At 59.0% G+C, this 16,732-nt stretch carries 12 protein-coding genes; 6 read left to right on the top strand and 6 right to left on the bottom strand.

The window, feature by feature from the left end; all coding sequences use genetic code 11:
* Nucleotides 1-53 precede the first annotated feature (53 nt).
* Complete coding sequence (locus KGA82_RS00565) at nucleotides 54-1,892, bottom strand: sigma-54-dependent Fis family transcriptional regulator (RefSeq protein WP_223449322.1); 1,839 nt, start codon at nucleotides 1,890-1,892, stop codon at nucleotides 54-56.
* 381 nt (nucleotides 1,893-2,273) lie between these two features.
* Here KGA82_RS00565 and KGA82_RS00560 point away from each other — a divergent pair, with 381 nt between their 5' ends.
* The 6 genes from KGA82_RS00560 to KGA82_RS00535 are packed head-to-tail and all read left to right on the top strand — an operon-like array spanning nucleotide 2,274 to nucleotide 8,210.
* On the top strand, nucleotides 2,274-3,368 hold the full coding sequence (locus KGA82_RS00560; protein WP_008032765.1) for an ABC transporter ATP-binding protein: 1,095 nt from the start codon (nucleotides 2,274-2,276) through the stop codon (nucleotides 3,366-3,368).
* Nucleotides 3,368-4,465, top strand: coding sequence for an ABC transporter ATP-binding protein (locus KGA82_RS00555; RefSeq protein WP_223449320.1), 1,098 nt, complete (start codon nucleotides 3,368-3,370; stop codon nucleotides 4,463-4,465). The genes KGA82_RS00560 and KGA82_RS00555 overlap by 1 nt, the downstream gene beginning before the upstream one ends.
* Complete coding sequence (locus KGA82_RS00550; RefSeq protein ID WP_008032762.1) at nucleotides 4,462-5,328, top strand: carbohydrate ABC transporter permease; 867 nt, start codon at nucleotides 4,462-4,464, stop codon at nucleotides 5,326-5,328. Before KGA82_RS00555 ends, KGA82_RS00550 begins: the two co-directional genes overlap by 4 nt.
* Nucleotides 5,329-5,336: 8 nt before the next feature.
* Nucleotides 5,337-6,137 (top strand): carbohydrate ABC transporter permease, encoded by an 801-nt coding sequence (locus KGA82_RS00545; protein ID WP_008032760.1) that lies wholly within the window; start codon nucleotides 5,337-5,339, stop codon nucleotides 6,135-6,137.
* Nucleotides 6,138-6,147: 10 nt separating this feature from the next.
* Nucleotides 6,148-6,420 carry a DUF2160 domain-containing protein gene (locus KGA82_RS00540; RefSeq protein ID WP_032829048.1) on the top strand — a complete coding sequence of 91 codons (273 nt, stop codon included), beginning with the start codon at nucleotides 6,148-6,150 and terminating at the stop codon, nucleotides 6,418-6,420.
* 47 nt (nucleotides 6,421-6,467) lie between these two features.
* Complete coding sequence (locus tag KGA82_RS00535) at nucleotides 6,468-8,210, top strand: extracellular solute-binding protein (protein WP_192227326.1); 1,743 nt, start codon at nucleotides 6,468-6,470, stop codon at nucleotides 8,208-8,210.
* 145 nt (nucleotides 8,211-8,355) lie between these two features.
* On the opposite strand, the gene KGA82_RS00530 is transcribed toward KGA82_RS00535, so the two are convergent.
* The 5 genes from KGA82_RS00530 to nuoK form a co-directional block, all read right to left on the bottom strand.
* A complete protein-coding gene (locus KGA82_RS00530; protein ID WP_223449318.1) occupies nucleotides 8,356-11,055 on the bottom strand; it encodes an RHS repeat domain-containing protein in 2,700 nt (899 codons plus the stop codon).
* Between the two features lie 474 nt (nucleotides 11,056-11,529).
* Nucleotides 11,530-12,993, bottom strand: coding sequence for an NADH-quinone oxidoreductase subunit NuoN (gene nuoN / locus KGA82_RS00525; RefSeq protein WP_008032749.1), 1,464 nt, complete (start codon nucleotides 12,991-12,993; stop codon nucleotides 11,530-11,532).
* A gap of 7 nt (nucleotides 12,994-13,000) precedes the next feature.
* Nucleotides 13,001-14,533, bottom strand: coding sequence for an NADH-quinone oxidoreductase subunit M (gene nuoM, locus KGA82_RS00520; protein ID WP_008032746.1), 1,533 nt, complete (start codon nucleotides 14,531-14,533; stop codon nucleotides 13,001-13,003).
* A gap of 40 nt (nucleotides 14,534-14,573) precedes the next feature.
* A complete protein-coding gene (gene nuoL / locus KGA82_RS00515) occupies nucleotides 14,574-16,427 on the bottom strand; it encodes an NADH-quinone oxidoreductase subunit L (protein ID WP_008032743.1) in 1,854 nt (617 codons plus the stop codon).
* Nucleotides 16,424-16,732 carry an NADH-quinone oxidoreductase subunit NuoK gene (gene nuoK / locus KGA82_RS00510; protein ID WP_007940879.1) on the bottom strand — a complete coding sequence of 103 codons (309 nt, stop codon included), beginning with the start codon at nucleotides 16,730-16,732 and terminating at the stop codon, nucleotides 16,424-16,426. Before nuoK ends, nuoL begins: the two co-directional genes overlap by 4 nt.

The raw sequence follows: 16,732 nt of genomic DNA, 5'->3' as shown, positions 1-16,732 counted from the left end.
GAGGCTTGCCCGCGAATGGTCTCAAACCGGGCGCCGCCGCTGCGGATGTCCCGTCATTCCGACTGGCGCAACCGCTTGTAAAGGGTATTGCGACTAACACCCAACCGCCGCGCCAGATGGGAGATATTCCCCCCAGCCGCCTGCAACTGCCGATTCAAATCCTCCACATCATTCAAATCAACCGCCAACGGCTCATCCACCTCCACGGGTTCCATCTCCAGATCGACAAAAAAATCATCCGGCAAATGCTCCGGCCGCACCGGTTGCTCTTCCGCCATGGCCAGCGCCACCTGCATCACGCTGCTGACCTGCCTTAAATTCCCCGGCCACGGATGACGGCCGAACAATTCCATCACCTCACGGCTCAGCCCGGCCCACTGCGACGGTTCACGGTGTTGTTCCCACAAGCGTTTGAACAGCGCCTGCTTGTCGCTGCGTTCCCTGAGCGGCGGCAATTCCAGGGTCAAGCCGCCGATCCGGTAATACAGGTCTTCGCGAAACCGTCCCAACTGAACCTGCTCGCGCAACGAACGGTTAGTCGCCGAGATAATGCGGATATCCACCGGGAACAGCTCGCTGCTGCCCACCGGCTGCACGCAGCGTTCCTGCAAAACCCTTAATAGCCGGGCTTGGGTCGGCAATGGCATGTCGCCGATTTCATCGAGAAACAGCGTGCCTTTGTCGGCCTTGCGAATCAGCCCGATGCTGCCTTTCTGATTGGCACCCGTAAACGCGCCTTTCTCGTAGCCAAACAGCTCGGACTCCACCAGTTCGGCGGGGATCGCTGCACAGTTGACGGCAATGAATGGTTGTTTGCTGCGAGAACTGGCCTGATGCAGCGCCTTGACGAACACTTCCTTGCCGACCCCGGTTTCGCCGTGGATCAACAGCGGAATGTCTTTCTCCAGCAGGCGCTCGGCCTGGCGCACGGCTTTTTCCACACGGCTGTCGCCGAAGTGCAGGGTATTGAGGCTGATCGCGGCGGGTGCGGGTGCCGCCACGGCGGGCTCGGCGAACATTCTTGCCTGGATCGGTGCCTGCTTCGGCCGCTTCAACAGGCACTGGAAGCGGTTGCGCCCGGACGCCTGGAGGGAGAAGGGCAGGCCGTCCGGCTGATTCAGCAGTTCCAGCAACGAGACCTTGAACAGGCTCTCGACACTGACCCGCGACAGGCTGATGCCCAGCAGATTGTCGGCGCGGCGATTGGCTGAGAGCACCTGGCCGGTCTCATCGAAAATCAACAATCCCGCCCATTGGCTGTCGAGATTGTTCAACCCGGTATTGAACGTCAGTTGAAAGTGCTGGCCATGGAACAGGTTGAGGATCAGCCGGTTCTCCACGGTCTGGCTCATCATCTTGACCATGCCGAGGGTGTGGGACGGCGGCAGGTAACTGTCGCTGGACACGTCCAGCACCGCGATGACCTTGCGTTCGGCATCGAAAATCGGCGCGGCGGAACCGGTCATGAAGCGGTTGGCCTTGAGGAAGTGTTCATCGTGCTCGATGTGCACCGCCTGCTCACAGGCCAGTGCGGTGCCGATCGCATTGGTGCCGCTGCAGCGCTCCATCCAGCTGGCGCCGGCGCTGAAGCCGCGGGTCAGGCTCGGCTCGATGAAGCGCTGGGTGCCCCAGGAGGTCAGGACCTGGCCCTGATTGTCGGCGAGCATGATCAGGCAATTGGAGTTGCTGAGGATGTTTTCGTAATAGGGCAGGACCTCCTGATGGGTGGTCTGCACCAATGAATGCTGGCTTTCCAGCAACTGCGCGATGTCCGCTGCCGGTAGCTGGTCGAATGCCGGGGCACTCTGATGATCGAGCCCGAACGCGCGGCAACGTGACCAGGAGTCCTGGATGATGGCGTCGTGGGAGAGCGGCGAGGCAGGTGCGGCCATGGCAGTCGATCTCTGAGCAAGCTTTTATTGTTTTTATGGGGTTTGCACATCACGTCGAATCTCTCGCGTGATGGTACTGACACACCACTGACCTGTAGGAGCCAGGCTTGCCGGCGAAGGCGATTTCAAAGACGCCTTCGCCGGCAAGCCTGGCTCCTACAGGGACCGTGAACAGTCCGTAGAGTGTTGTTCACTATTGTTCATTGTCAACGGTTCGATTGTTCAATTGTTCAGCCGTCGTTGTTCATTTCTGTTCAGCAACGAAAGCGCTTCCACTGCTGTTTCAAGGATTTCCAAACCAGATCAACCACTTGCAATTTCTGGCATGAAACTCGCTCTACTGCTCCGGTCGCTTGACTCCAATAATAAAAAGGCCGAGCCATGTCACTCACTCTGGAGCACGTCAGCCGCACCGTCGAGGGCCAGACCTGGATCGACGATGCGTGCCTGAGTTTCGAACCTGGATCTTTCAACGTTTTGCTTGGCCGCACGCTGTCCGGCAAAACCAGTCTCATGCGCCTGATGGCGGGCCTGGACAAGCCCGACAGCGGCCGCATCCTGATGAACGGCGTCGACGTCACCCAACGCCCGGTGCGTTTGCGCAACGTGTCGATGGTGTATCAGCAGTTCATCAACTACCCGACCATGACGGTGTTCGAGAACATCGCCTCGCCGCTGCGTCAGGCCGGCGTGTCCAACGAACTGATCCAGAGCAAAGTGCTGGAAACCGCGAAGATGCTGCGCATCGAGAAGTTTCTCCAGCGCTATCCGCTCGAGCTCTCCGGCGGTCAGCAACAGCGCACCGCGATGGCCCGGGCGCTGGTCAAGGACGCCGAGCTGATCCTGTTCGACGAGCCGCTGGTCAACCTCGACTACAAGTTGCGCGAAGAACTGCGCCAGGAAATGCGCGAGCTGTTCAAGGCGCGGCACACCATCGCCATCTACGCCACCACCGAACCCAACGAAGCGCTGGCGCTCGGTGGCACCACGACCATTCTTCACGAAGGCCGGGTGATCCAGAGCGGCAAGTCCTCCGAGGTCTATCACCAGCCGCAATCGGTGCTGGCCGCCGAGCTGTTCTCCGAACCGCCGATCAACCTGATGCCCGGGCGCATCGCCGGCAACGAAGTCAGCTTCGCCAATTTCGTGCACTTCCCGTTGAACGTCGATTTGCGCCCGGTGGGCGAGGGCGAGTTCCGCTTCGGTGTGCGTCCGAGCCACATCTCGCTGGTGCCAAGCAACGACGATGACCTCGAACTGGCAGTGACCGTCGAGGTCGCCGAGATCAGCGGCTCGGAAACCTTCCTCCACGTGCGCAACGAGCATTTCCTGCTGGTGCTGCATTTGCCCGGGGTTCACGAATACGACGTCGATGCGCCGATCCGCATCTACATCCCGACCCATAAACTGTTTGTGTTCGATGCGCAGGGGCGGCTAGTCCAGGCGCCCGGTCGCCGTATATCGAGGGTTGCCTGATGGCCGAAATCCGTTTGCAGAACCTCGCCCACAGTTACACGCGCACGCCGAGCGGCCCCGAGGATTACGCGATCCGCGAGATGGATCACATCTGGGAGCAGGGCGGTGCCTACGCCTTGCTCGGGCCTTCGGGTTGCGGCAAGTCGACCTTGCTCAACATCATTTCCGGGTTGCTCAGCCCGTCCCAGGGCCATGTCCTGTTCGATGGCAAAGCGGTCAACGACCTGACCCCGGAGAAGCGCAACATCGCTCAGGTTTTCCAGTTCCCGGTGGTCTACGACACCATGACGGTGTTCGACAACCTGGCCTTTCCGCTGCGCAATCAGGGCATGGCCGAAGCGAAAATTCACAGCAAGGTGCAGGAAATTGCCGAGGTCCTCGACCTCCAGGCGTTGCTGAGCAAGAAGGCGCGCAACCTCACCGCTGACGAAAAACAGAAAGTCTCGATGGGCCGTGGGCTGGTGCGCGATGACGTCTCCGCCATCCTCTTCGATGAACCGCTGACGGTGATCGACCCGCACCTGAAGTGGAAGCTGCGGCGCAAGCTCAAACAGATCCACGAGCAATTCAACATCACCATGGTCTACGTTACCCACGATCAACTTGAAGCCTCGACCTTCGCCGACAAGATCGCGGTGATGTACGGCGGGCAGATCGTGCAATTCGGCACGCCACGGGAATTGTTCGAACGGCCGAGCCATACCTTTGTCGGTTATTTCATCGGCAGCCCGGGGATGAACCTGATCGACGTGCAGCCGCAACCGGGCGGTGTCGGTTTTGCCTCGACGTATTTGCCGTTGTCCGAGGCGCAACTGCAACGCATCGCCGCGTCCGAATGGAAAACCCTGAAGGTTGGCATCCGACCCGAGTTCGTACACGTGTGGGACGAACCGTTTGACGACGCGATGCAGGCAAAGGTCGTACACGTCGAAGACCTCGGCACCTACAAGATCATGACCCTGAACCTCGACGGCGTGACGTTGAAAGTGCGGTTGGCGGAAGACAAACCGGTGCCGGAGGGCACGGCGTACATCAGCTTTCCGGCGCAATGGTTGATGGTCTATGCCGACGATTACCTGCTGGAGGTGCTGCCATGAACAAGGTGCAGAACAACAAGGCCTGGTGGCTGGTGCTGCCGGTGTTTTTGCTGGTGGCGTTCAGTGCGGTGATCCCGATGATGACCGTGGTCAACTATTCGGTGCAGGACATCTTCGACCAGTCCAGCCGCTACTTCGTCGGCGCCGACTGGTACAAACAGGTGCTGCTCGACCCACGGCTGCACGACTCGCTGCTGCGACAGTTCATCTACTCCGGCTGCGTGCTGCTGATCGAAATCCCGCTGGGCATCGCCATCGCCCTGACCATGCCGACCAAGGGCCGCTGGTCTTCCCTGGTGCTGATCATCCTGGCGATTCCGCTGCTGATTCCATGGAACGTGGTCGGCACTATCTGGCAGATCTTCGGCCGGGCCGACATTGGCTTGCTTGGTTCGAGCCTCAACGCGATGGGCATCAACTATAACTATGCGGCCAACACCATGGACGCCTGGGTCACGGTGCTGGTGATGGACGTCTGGCACTGGACTTCGCTGGTGGCGCTGTTGTGTTTTTCCGGGCTGCGGGCGATTCCGGACGTGTATTACCAGGCGGCGCGGATTGATCGCGCATCGGCCTGGGCGGTGTTCCGACACATCCAGTTGCCCAAGCTCAAGAGCGTGCTGTTGATCGCGGTGATGCTGCGGTTCATGGACAGTTTCATGATCTACACCGAGCCGTTCGTGCTCACGGGCGGCGGGCCGGGCAATGCCACGACATTCCTCAGCCAGACCTTGACGCAAATGGCCATCGGCCAATTCGACCTTGGCCCGGCGGCGGCATTCTCGCTGGTGTACTTCCTGATCATCCTGTTGGTGTCCTGGCTGTTCTACACCGCCATGACTCACTCTGACGCCAACCGCTGAGGCCCGCCATGAGCAAGAGAAAGCTGATTCCACTGCTGATCTACATCCTGTTCCTGCTGGTGCCGATCTACTGGCTGCTGAACATGTCCTTCAAGAGCAACACCGAAATCCTCAGCGGCCTGACGCTGTTTCCGCAGGATTTCACGTTTGCCAACTACAAGGTGATCTTCACCGATCCGGCCTGGTACACCGGTTACCTCAACTCGCTGTATTACGTGAGCCTGAACACGCTGATTTCCCTGAGCGTGGCGTTGCCGGCGGCGTATGCGTTCTCGCGGTATCGCTTCCTCGGCGACAAGCACCTGTTCTTCTGGCTGCTGACCAACCGCATGGCACCACCTGCGGTGTTTCTGTTGCCGTTCTTCCAGCTGTATTCCTCGATCGGCCTGTTCGACACCCACATCGCCGTGGCGTTGGCGCATTGCCTGTTCAACGTGCCGTTGGCGGTGTGGATTCTCGAGGGCTTCATGTCCGGCGTTCCGAAGGAAATCGACGAAACCGCCTACATTGATGGCTACAGTTTTCCCAAGTTCTTCGTGAAGATTTTCGTACCGCTGATTGGCTCGGGGATCGGCGTGACGGCGTTCTTCTGCTTCATGTTTTCCTGGGTCGAGCTGTTGCTGGCGCGGACGCTGACCTCGGTCAACGCCAAGCCGATCGCGGCGGTGATGACCCGAACCGTTTCGGCGTCCGGCATCGACTGGGGCGTGCTGGCGGCGGCGGGGGTGTTGACCATCCTGCCGGGCATGCTGGTGATCTGGTTTGTCCGTAACCACGTGGCCAAGGGCTTTGCCCTCGGCCGAGTATGAGGAACTGATGATGGAATGGATGAGTTGGACTGTCCCCACAGCGGCGTTCTTCACCGTCATTGGCCTGATTCTGGTGGGCATGACGACGTGGGAACTACGCTCGCCGAGCGTTCTTCGGCGTGGTTTTTTGCCGATTGCCACCACCCGTGGCGATCGGCTGTTTATCGGTCTTCTCGGCAGCGCCTACCTGCATTTGCTGGTAATCGGCGTCACCGACTGGAGCATCTGGGTAGCGTTCGCGTTGTCCCTGGTGTGGCTGTTGGCTGTGATGCGTTGGGGCTAGTCGAATCGCTCGGCAATGTTGCTCCGAAACCCTAAAAGGAGGTCTCTATGTTCGACAAAAACAATAAGCTGCGACATAGCATTTCATTGGCAGCCATGCTGGCACTCAGCGGTTTGAGCGCTTCGGCCTGGGCCGATGCCTACGAAGAAGCTGCGAAAAAATGGGTCGGCAGCGAGTTCAAGCCGTCCACCCTGACGGCGGATCAGCAGCTCGCGGAACTGAAGTGGTTCATCAAGGCCGCCGAGCCGTTTCGCGGGATGGACATCAAGGTCGTCTCGGAAACCCTGACCACTCACGAATATGAGTCCAAGGTGTTGGCCAAGGCTTTTACCGAGATCACCGGGATCAAGGTGACCCACGATTTGCTGCAGGAAGGCGACGTGGTGGAAAAGCTGCAGACCGTGATGCAGTCGGACAAGAGCATCTATGACGGCTGGGTCAACGACTCGGACCTGATCGGTACGCACTTCCGTTACGGCAAGACAGAATCCATCACCGACCTGATGGCCAATGAAGGTAAAAACTTCACTTCGCCGACCCTGGACCTCAAGGATTTCATCGGCCTTTCCTTCACCACCGCGCCCGACGGCAAGCTCTATCAACTGCCCGACCAACAGTTCGCCAACCTTTACTGGTTCCGCGCCGACTGGTTCGAGCGCGCCGACCTTAAAGCCAAGTTCAAGGAAAAGTACGGTTACGAGTTGGGCGTTCCGGTGAACTGGTCGGCCTATGAAGACATCGCCAAATTCTTCAGCGAAGACGTCAAGGAAATCGACGGCAAGCGGGTCTACGGGCACATGGATTACGGCAAGAAAGACCCGTCCCTGGGCTGGCGCTTCACCGATGCCTGGTTCTCCATGGCAGGTGGTGGCGACAAGGGCTTGCCTAACGGTTTGCCGGTGGACGAGTGGGGCATCCGCGTAGAGGACTGCCACCCGGTCGGTTCCAGCGTGACTCGCGGTGGCGACACCAACGGCCCGGCGGCGGTATTTGCCACCACCAAATACGTCGACTGGCTCAAGGCCTACGCACCACCGGAAGCGGCGGGCATGACCTTCTCCGAGTCCGGCCCGGTGCCGTCCCAGGGCAACATCGCCCAACAGATCTTCTGGTACACCGCATTCACCGCCGACATGACCAAACCGGGTCTGCCCGTGGTGAACGCCGACGGCACACCGAAATGGCGCATGGCGCCTTCGCCGCGCGGTCCGTATTGGGAAGAGGGCATGAAGCTGGGTTATCAGGACGTGGGTTCCTGGACGTTCATGAAGTCCACGCCTGAGAAACAGAAACTGGCTGCCTGGCTCTATGCGCAATTCGTGACGTCGAAAACCGTATCGCTGAAGAAAACCATCGTCGGCCTGACACCGATCCGCGAGTCGGACATCAACTCGCAAGCGATGACCGACCTGGCGCCGAAACTCGGTGGGCTGGTCGAGTTCTACCGCAGCCCGGCCCGCGTGCAATGGACCCCGACCGGGACCAACGTGCCGGACTATCCGCGTCTGGCGCAACTGTGGTGGAGCCACATCGCCGAAGCCGCCAGCGGCGACAAAACCCCTCAACAGGCGCTCGACGGCCTGGCCAAGGATCAGGACGCGATCATGTCCCGCCTGGAACGCTCAAAGGCCCAAGCCACCTGCGCCCCGAAAATGAACCCCGAGCGCGATGCGCAATACTGGTTCGATCAGCCGGGTGCACCAAAACCGAAACTGGCGAACGAAAAGCCTAAGGGTGAAACCGTGAGCTACAACGAACTGCTGAAATCGTGGGCAGATGCGCGTAAGTAAACGGCGGGACTGATAAAGGCGAACGGCACCGGAAGGTGCCGTTTTCATTTGTACCTGAGCCACGGCCTTCGCAGGCAAGCCCGCTCCCACAGTTTCCCGGTATACCCGCTGATCTTGCGAACCTCATCGAACACAGATGTAAAAATCAGTGTTTTACGTTATTCGCAAATTGCGTTAGCAGCTTGATTTTATTTTTGTCGTATACGTCGATTGAGTATTGAGCAATGTCATAGGGGTGCGTCTCCATATCTACGGGATAGACTTTGTTGTCCTTCTCGGAATAAAGAAAGTTGATACCCTGTACATCCTGGTGGAATAGGTCTTTTGCTTCCATTTCATCGAACATGTCTAACAACGCGTAGGTGGCGTGTGCCGGTATAGAGCCTTTTTCAATCTTATCGAGGGGTATGCCATCCAGTTTGATCATCTTGAGATAAACCTGATTGTCCTCTAGAAGTGCTATTGCCGATCCGGCTCCATAATAAGCATTGAAGTTCTCTGCTTCGGAATAGATAGAGCCAGGAATGCTGGTGGCCATATTGATCTCCCTGTATTTCTTGTAAACATGCTTTCCATCGAGACTTTCGTAGATTTCTCCCTCGCCGCCTCCCGCTATGCGGGGACGGCCCCCAATATCATCTGCAACAGAGATGAAACTATCATTGGCAATTTCAGGCGCCAGTTGAAGTCTTCTCATTAAATCGTCGACAGACTGAGTTTTGCTCGTGCTTTCTGGAAGGTTTGGGAGGGTGTCAGGGAAATTAAATGGTGTACTGCCGGTATTCAAAACATTTGGTGAGAACGGAGTTTCTGATAACAGCAGAGGGGAATACTCAGGTGATTCTTCTGTCGGATTGTCTTTATTAATTCCCTGGCGTACTCGACCATCAATATCGAAGTAGGTTAGCGGGTTGTTTCTCACCATGCTGAACACATTCAGTCCATCCATTACTCCTTGCGGGTCCGGATTAAGCCACCGCTGTAACCACGCCACGTAATACCTGAAACCATAATAATAAAGCCCCGTCACATCTCGCTCATTACCGCAATACCGTAGCGTTTTATAACTCACCTCGACTTCCCCCTGCCCGGCGAACCACGCGGTGGTGCCGAAGGGGTGATAACGCTCGTGGCTGATCACCTGACCCGCGCTGTCGAGTTCCAGGGTGCAGGAACCCAAATGATCATTCAGGCTGTACCGGTGTTGATAATTAGCGATGCCCGCAGGCGGCTCGGACTCCCAGTGCAAGACCCGCACGCAGCTACGTCCGGCCTTAACACTGATCACTTGCAACACTTCTCCGGTGCCACTGTGGGTGCGGATCTCTAGATTTGGTAGATAACGAACTTCAGAGACCAGGGTTCGGGCGTTGCTCAGCATCTGCCGGATCTTGCGCACGCGCATGCCGTCAGCGCCGTACACGTAACACTCGCTGTCATCGGGACCGAAGTCTCGTTCAACCGGTCGGACTTCGCGCAATTGGTTGCGTAGATCCCAATTCAGGGACCGGCCCCGTTGCAGGGTGAGCAAATTACCGCTGGCGTCGAAGCTGTTGCGAAAGTCTTCTTCGCTCGGTTCCACACCATTCAACACCGGCAAACACCGGTTGCTCTGTGCCGCTGCAGTCAGGCGATGGCTGTGGCCTTGCGGACCTTCGTGAGTCAACTCCAGCAGATTGCCGCTACGGTCATAGCGGTAGGTCTGGGAATAATTGGCGCACGCTGCGGGATCGCCAAAAACCGACAATGGCGGGCCTTTGTTGGGGCCGCCAGCCTCCCAGCCAGTCGCCTTCACCAACTGATAGAGACTGTCATAGACGTAGTGGTTGATCGGATCGACCCGCTGGTTGGCGAAGTATCGGATTGGAAGAGCAGCGTCTTCGATGCTGAGCACATTGCCGACCGGATCGTAGGCATAGTGCAAATCCTGCAGAACAACATTGCCGCGTCTGGTTTGAAGCCTGGTCAGACGACGGTCTTCAGGCGCGTATTCGCGCAGGGTGATCACGCCATTGCCAGTGGTTTCCTGCACTGCCTGACGATCGGCGTTGTACTGGATAGCGTCGACCAGGATTTTCGGTGCGATGTCCTTCTCCAGTTGCAGGCGAACTTCGCGCAACTGACCCTCCAGGGTCTGACTGAAAAATTGTCGATGGCCTTTGGCATCGGACTGTTCGATGACCTCGCCTATCGAATTGAAACGTGAGCGGTTTGTGGCCCCCGCGCGAGTCTCAAGTAACTTTTCGCGCTCTACCACGCATTCGGGCCAGTCGGGCTGTTTCAGTGTTCGCAGAAAATGCCGGGTCAGCTTCAGTGGCTTGCCCGTCAATCCGAACTCCGGGAATATCAGGGTGCCTGCCTGATCATCGTGGCGAATCAGTTGCCCGAATTGGTTGTGGCCGGCGAGTACCGGATCAGCGCCTCCATAGCCCAAGCGTTCTGTACACAACGGCTGTCCACCCACCGTCTGCTCGAACACCGCCAAGGGGCGTAACTGTTCGTCGTGGTCAGTCCAGCGCTGAATGCCCCGGCCATCCCAGCTGTGCACAGGCTGATTCGCCGCGCCCGACAGGCTGATGTGCCATCCTGCATCGACACTGATCGTGCTCAGCACCTGACCGGACAGAGAATACGTCGTCCGCAGGTTGGCGGGAGCCGAAGCGTCCGCAGCCTGTCGCGGCCCCCACTGCGCCATCAGCCGTCCGGTGGCGTTATGCCGCTGGAGCGTGACGCGTGCCTCAGGCTCGCTCATATTCTGTCGCCAGTACGCAATTTGCCGTACTGGCAAGGCGCGGCTGTCGGTGACCGTGAGGTGTGGCGTATGTGAATCACCACCCGATTTCATATTTTCTGCCCTTTGGTTCGCCGTTTTTATAGGTTTTTCTCATGCCTCGACGACACCAGGCTCTCCTGGGAAGGATGGCATTGATGCAAAGCGCAACAGTGATGCTAGCGTTAAGCAAGGCCGGCGTAACCTGTCAGACCTAACAGGTTGTCAGCTTTTGTTCAGAGCGAATTCGATCTGGAAGTCGGTTCTTATTGCGACTACAGGATAAGAGGCTTTCGTGAGTGGGGGCGTACCATCAACTTCAGCCGCCTGGCGCATAACCTGTTAGAGCGAGTCTGCTCACGGAAGCGATGGGTCAGTCAATGAAGATGTAGTCTGTGCCGATGTCTTCTCGAGCAAGCCCGCTCCCACAAGTTCCGCAATGTCCTGCACTGCGACATAGGGCTGCGATCTTCTGACCTTGAATCCCACAAACGCAAAAACGGCACCCGAAGGTGCCGTTTCTGTTTTCTACCGAGTATCGCTAAGCGATCAACCCGCCAGACCAGCCTGTTGAACCAGAGCCAGCAACGGCTGCGGATACAGCCCGAGGAAGAACGCCAGTACGGCGATGGCCAGCAGCATCACGCCGCCTGCACGTTGTTCCCAATGCAGTTGCGCATCGTGGCGACGCAGGTTTGGCTCCATCAGGTACAGAGTGACCATGACGCGCAGGTAGTAGAAGACGCCGATGGCGCTGCCCAGTACCAGGGAACCTACCAGCCACCATTGGTGCGACTCGACACCGGTGGCGATGATGTAGAACTTGCCGATGAAGCCCGCGGTCAGCGGGATACCGGCCAGGGACAGCATCATCACGGTCAGTACGGCGGTCAGGTACGGACGGCGCCAGAACAGGCCGCGGTATTCGTACAGGGCATCCGCGTCACGGCCGTTGTACGGCGAGGACATCAGGGTGATCACGCCGAAGGCGCCGAGGCTGGTGATCACGTAGGTGACCAGGTACACGCCGATGGCTTCCACGGCTAGACCCTTGCTCGCCACCAGGGCGATCAGCAGGTAGCCGAAGTGCGCGATGGACGAGTAACCCAGCAGACGCTTGAGATTGCTTTGGGTCAGGGCCAGCAGGTTACCGAACAGGATCGAGGCGATGGCGATGATGGTCAGCACGTCGCTGAGTACACCGCTGCTCGCCGCTGGCGAGATCTGGAACAGACGCACCATCACTGCGAACACAGCGACTTTGGAAGCGGTCGCCAGGAACGCCGCCACCGGTGCCGGAGCACCTTCGTAAACGTCCGGGGTCCAGAGGTGGAACGGTACCAGCGACAGTTTGAACGCCAGGCCGATCAGCATCATGCCCAGGCCCATCTGCGCCAGGGAGCTTGGCAGACCGGTGGCCGCGAGGGCCTGGCCGATACCGACAAAGCTCAGGCTGCCGGAATCGGCGTAGAGCAGGGCCATACCGAACAACAGGAACGCGGAACCGGCGGCCGACAGCACCATGTACTTGATACCGGCTTCCAGCGAACGCTTGTTGAAGAAGGCGTAGGCCACCAGACCGTAGACCGGCACCGAGAGCAGTTCCAGACCGATGAACAACCCGGCCAGGTGCTGCGCGCTGACCAGAACCAGGCCACCCGCGGCGGCCATCAGGATCAGCAGGTACAGTTCTTCGCGGTTGCCCGGGTAACCCGAACCGCCATCGCCGAGGTAGGCGTGGGCGAGGGTCACACAAGCGAGGGTGGCGACCAGTATCAGCGCCATGTACAAGCAGGCAAAGCTATCGATCTGCAGCAGTGGGGTCACGGCCAATGGCGCGACTTTCAAGGCTGGCAGGATCGACAGCAACGCCAGGTTCAGGCCCGCCACGGAAATCAGGAAGGTCTGCGAGTGGTTGCGGCGCCAGGCAATCGCCAGCATCACCACGATGATCGTGGCGCTGGTGATCAACAACGGCGCTAGCGCGATAAAGTGTTGAGTCGTGAATTCCATAGCGCTCTTACCGGGCCGAAGCGAGTTGAGTGAAGGCGGTGCCGAGCCATTGCTGCACGCCATGCATCGTCGCAGCAGAGGTATCGAGGAACGGTTGCGGGTACACGCCGATGTAGATCAGCAATGCCGCCAGACCGACCACCATGATCAGTTCGCGACCGTCCATGCCATGCAGCACCGCGTCCGATTTGGCCGGACCGAAGTACGCACGGTGGATCATGATCAGCGAGTAGACCGAACCGAACACCAGGCCGGACGTCGCGATGATGGTGACCAACGGTGCAGCAGGGAAGGTACCGATCAGGATCAGGAACTCACCGACAAAGTTACCGGTGCCCGGCAAGCCCAGCGACGCGGCTGCGAAGAACAGGCTGAGTGCTGGCAGGTAAGCGATCTTCGACCACAGGCCACCCATTTCACGCATGTCGCGGGTGTGGGTACGCTCGTACAACTGACCGCTCAGGATAAAGAGTGCCGCGGCCGACAGACCGTGCGCCAGCATCTGCATCACCGCGCCCTGCAGCGCCAGTTGGCTGCCGGAGTAGATGCCGATCAGTACGAAGCCCATGTGGGAAACGGACGAGAAGGCGATCAGACGCTTGATGTCGGTTTGTGCGAAGGCCAGGAACGCGCCGTAGAAAATCCCGATCAGACCGAGGGTCATGGCGATCGGCGCAAACTCGGCCGACGCGTTCGGGAACAGCGGCAGGGCGAAACGCAGCAGACCGTACGCAGCGGTTTTCAACAAGATACCGGCCAGGTCGACGGAACCTGCGGTCGGCGCCTGGGCGTGAGCATCAGGCAACCAGGAGTGGAACGGTACGACTGGCAGCTTGACCGCGAAGGCGATGAAGAAACCGAGCATCAGGATGTACTCGGTGGTCAGCGACATCTTGGTTTTCAACAGATCGGCGTAGTTGAAAGTAATCACGCCGGTGTCGTTGAAGTTGACCAGTACCAGACCCAGGATCGCCACCAACATGATCAGGCCGGAAGCCTGAGTGAAGATGAAGAACTTGGTCGCCGCGTAGATCCGGGTTTTCTTGCCGTCCGAAGAACTGTGACCCCAGAGCGCGATGAGGAAGTACATCGGCACCAGCATCATTTCCCAGAAGAAGAAGAACATGAACAGGTCGAGGGCGAGGAACACGCCGACGACACCGCCCAGGATCCACATCAGGTTCAAGTGGAAGAAGCCAACGTGACGTTGAATCTCTTTCCACGAGCAGAGTACCGAAAGCACGCCCAGCAGACCGGTCAGCATGATCATCAGCAGCGACAGGCCGTCGAGGGCCAGGTGCACGCTGATGCCGAAGCGTTCGATCCAGATGTGCTTGAACTCAAGCGCCCAGGTCGGGTCGGCGCCAGGCGCCGGGGCAAATGAATAGTCACCGGTGGCCCACAGCCAGAGGCCGAGGGAGAGCAACAGGGACATGGTGATCAGCGCAATCCAGCGGGGGAGGGTGGCGCCGAAGCGCTCACCCATCCAGCACAGCAGGCCGCCGATGAAGGGGATCAGGATTAGCCAAGGCAGAATCATGACGGGCTCAATTCCTTTCGCAAGTTCGCAAGGTTCATATTCAGACCGCTACCAGCACGATGGCGCCGATGACCAGCACGGAGCCGGCTGCCATCGATGCCGCGTACCAACGCAGTTGACCGGTTTCGGTACGGCTCAGGGCGGTGTGACCGCCTTTGGCCATACGCGGGATCAGACCGATGGTCTGGTCGAGCGGGTCTTTGCGCAGTACATGGCTGATCGCCAGGTATGGCTTGACGAACAGTTTGTCGTAGATCCAGTCGAAGCCCCAGGCAGCGAACCACCAGGCCGAAAGGAAGCGGCCGATGCCGCTGTTGGCGATTGCAGTAACGAAACGACGCTTGCCGAGGAACAGCAACGCGGCCAGCAGGATACCGGCCAGGGCGATGGCGCCCGAGGCGATTTCCAGACTGTGCTTGGCTTCGCCGCCGGCGTGGCCGACGCTTTCCGGCAGCACACCGTGCAGCGGCGGAACGATCATCGCGCCAATGGCGGTGGACAATACGATCAGCACCGACAGTGGCAGCCAGTGAGCGATGCCGTGACCGGCGTGCGCTTCGGTCTTCACTTCACCGTGGAACGCGATGAAGATCAGGCGGAAGGTGTACAGCGAAGTCATGAACGCACCGACCAGACCTGCGTACAGCAGACCTTGGTTGCCGCTGGCAAACGCTTCCCACAGGATTTCGTCCTTGGAGTAGAAGCCTGCGGTCACCAGTGGCAGGGCCGCCAGGGCCGCGCCGCCGACGATGAAGCTGGCGTAGGCCAGTGGCAGTTTCTTCCACAGGCCGCCCATCTTGAAGATGTTCTGCTCGTGGTGGCAGGCAACGATCACCGCACCGGACGCAAGGAACAGCAGTGCCTTGAAGAAGGCGTGGGTCATCAGGTGGAAGATCGCGCCATCCCATGCGCCAACGCCCAGCGCCAGGAACATGTAGCCGATCTGGCTCATGGTCGAGTAGGCGAGGATACGTTTGATGTCGGTCTGAACCAGTGCCGCGAAACCGGCGAGTACCAGGGTCACGCCACCGACGATTCCTACTAGATGCAGGATTTCCGGCGCCAGGGTGAACAGGCCGTGGGTACGGGCGATCAGGTAGACACCGGCGGTCACCATGGTCGCGGCGTGGATCAGTGCCGAAACCGGAGTAGGGCCGGCCATCGCATCCGCCAGCCAGGTTTGCAGTGGCAGTTGCGCGGATTTACCGACAGCACCGCCCAGCAGCATCAGGGTGGCCATGACCATCCAGAAGTCGCCGGCCTGGAATTTCTGCGGTGCCAGCACCAGCAGTTCCTGGACGTTCAGCGTGCCCAGTTGGGCGAACAGGATGAACAGGCCGATGGCCATGAACACGTCGCCGATGCGGGTCACGATAAAGGCTTTGAGTGCCGCGTTACCGTTGTTGCGGTTGCTGTAGTAGAAACCGATCAACAGGTACGAGCACAGGCCCACGCCTTCCCAGCCGAAGTACAGGAACAACAGGTTATCGCCCAGGACCAGGAACAGCATGCTGGCGATAAACAGGTTGGTGTAGGCGAAGAAACGCGAGTAACCGGCTTCACCGCGCATGTACCAGGACGCGAACAGGTGGATCAGGAAGCCGACACCGACCACGACACCGAGCATGGTCAGGGACAGACCATCCAGGTACAGCGCGAAGTTCGGCGTGAAGCCTTCCACCGCCATCCACTGCCACAACACCTGGGTGTAGTGACCACCTTCAGGTGGCGCGACGTTGAATTGCCAGATCACGTAAGCGGTGACGATGGCAGACAGGCCGATGGAACCGACGCCGATCAGCGCCGACAGGTTTTCCGAGAGGCGTCCACGGGAGAACGACAGCAGCAGGAAACCTATGAGAGGGAATACGAAAGTCAGATAGAGAAGATTCATCCGCGCATCTCACTGGCAGCGTCGATATCGAGCGTGTGGAAGCGGCGATACAGTTGCAGCAGGATCGCCAGGCCGATACTGGCCTCGGCGGCTGCCAGGCTGATCACCAGGATGAACATGATCTGTCCATCCGGCTGCGCCCAGCGGCTACCGGCAACGATGAACGCCAAAGCGGAGGCATTCATCATGACCTCCAGGCTCATCAGTACGAAGAGAATGTTGCGGCGGACCATCAGGCCGACCAGACCGAGGCAGAACAGGATGCCGGCGACCGCCAGACCATGCTCCAAAGGGATAGCAGGCAT

The organism is Pseudomonas sp. BF-RE-22 (assembly GCF_019956155.1).
Taxonomy (GTDB): Bacteria; Pseudomonadota; Gammaproteobacteria; order Pseudomonadales; family Pseudomonadaceae; genus Aquipseudomonas; species Aquipseudomonas migulae.
The sequence above is the reverse complement of the archived record's forward strand: the minus strand, read 5'-3'. Positions and strand labels throughout refer to the sequence as shown.

What these genes read in the sequence shown, in the direction of transcription:
- KGA82_RS00565 (WP_223449322.1), bottom strand. Translation starts at nt 1,892, where the DNA reads ATGGCCGCACCTGCCTCGCCGCTCTCCCACGACGCCATCATCCAGGAC.
- KGA82_RS00560 (WP_008032765.1), top strand. Translation starts at nt 2,274, where the DNA reads ATGTCACTCACTCTGGAGCACGTCAGCCGCACCGTCGAGGGCCAGACC.
- KGA82_RS00555 (WP_223449320.1), top strand. Translation starts at nt 3,368, where the DNA reads ATGGCCGAAATCCGTTTGCAGAACCTCGCCCACAGTTACACGCGCACG.
- KGA82_RS00550 (WP_008032762.1), top strand. Translation starts at nt 4,462, where the DNA reads ATGAACAAGGTGCAGAACAACAAGGCCTGGTGGCTGGTGCTGCCGGTG.
- KGA82_RS00545 (WP_008032760.1), top strand. Translation starts at nt 5,337, where the DNA reads ATGAGCAAGAGAAAGCTGATTCCACTGCTGATCTACATCCTGTTCCTG.
- KGA82_RS00540 (WP_032829048.1), top strand. Translation starts at nt 6,148, where the DNA reads ATGGAATGGATGAGTTGGACTGTCCCCACAGCGGCGTTCTTCACCGTC.
- KGA82_RS00535 (WP_192227326.1), top strand. Translation starts at nt 6,468, where the DNA reads ATGTTCGACAAAAACAATAAGCTGCGACATAGCATTTCATTGGCAGCC.
- KGA82_RS00530 (WP_223449318.1), bottom strand. Translation starts at nt 11,055, where the DNA reads ATGAAATCGGGTGGTGATTCACATACGCCACACCTCACGGTCACCGAC.
- nuoN (WP_008032749.1), bottom strand. Translation starts at nt 12,993, where the DNA reads ATGGAATTCACGACTCAACACTTTATCGCGCTAGCGCCGTTGTTGATC.
- nuoM (WP_008032746.1), bottom strand. Translation starts at nt 14,533, where the DNA reads ATGATTCTGCCTTGGCTAATCCTGATCCCCTTCATCGGCGGCCTGCTG.
- nuoL (WP_008032743.1), bottom strand. Translation starts at nt 16,427, where the DNA reads ATGAATCTTCTCTATCTGACTTTCGTATTCCCTCTCATAGGTTTCCTG.
- nuoK (WP_007940879.1), bottom strand. Translation starts at nt 16,732, where the DNA reads ATGCCTGCTATCCCTTTGGAGCATGGTCTGGCGGTCGCCGGCATCCTG.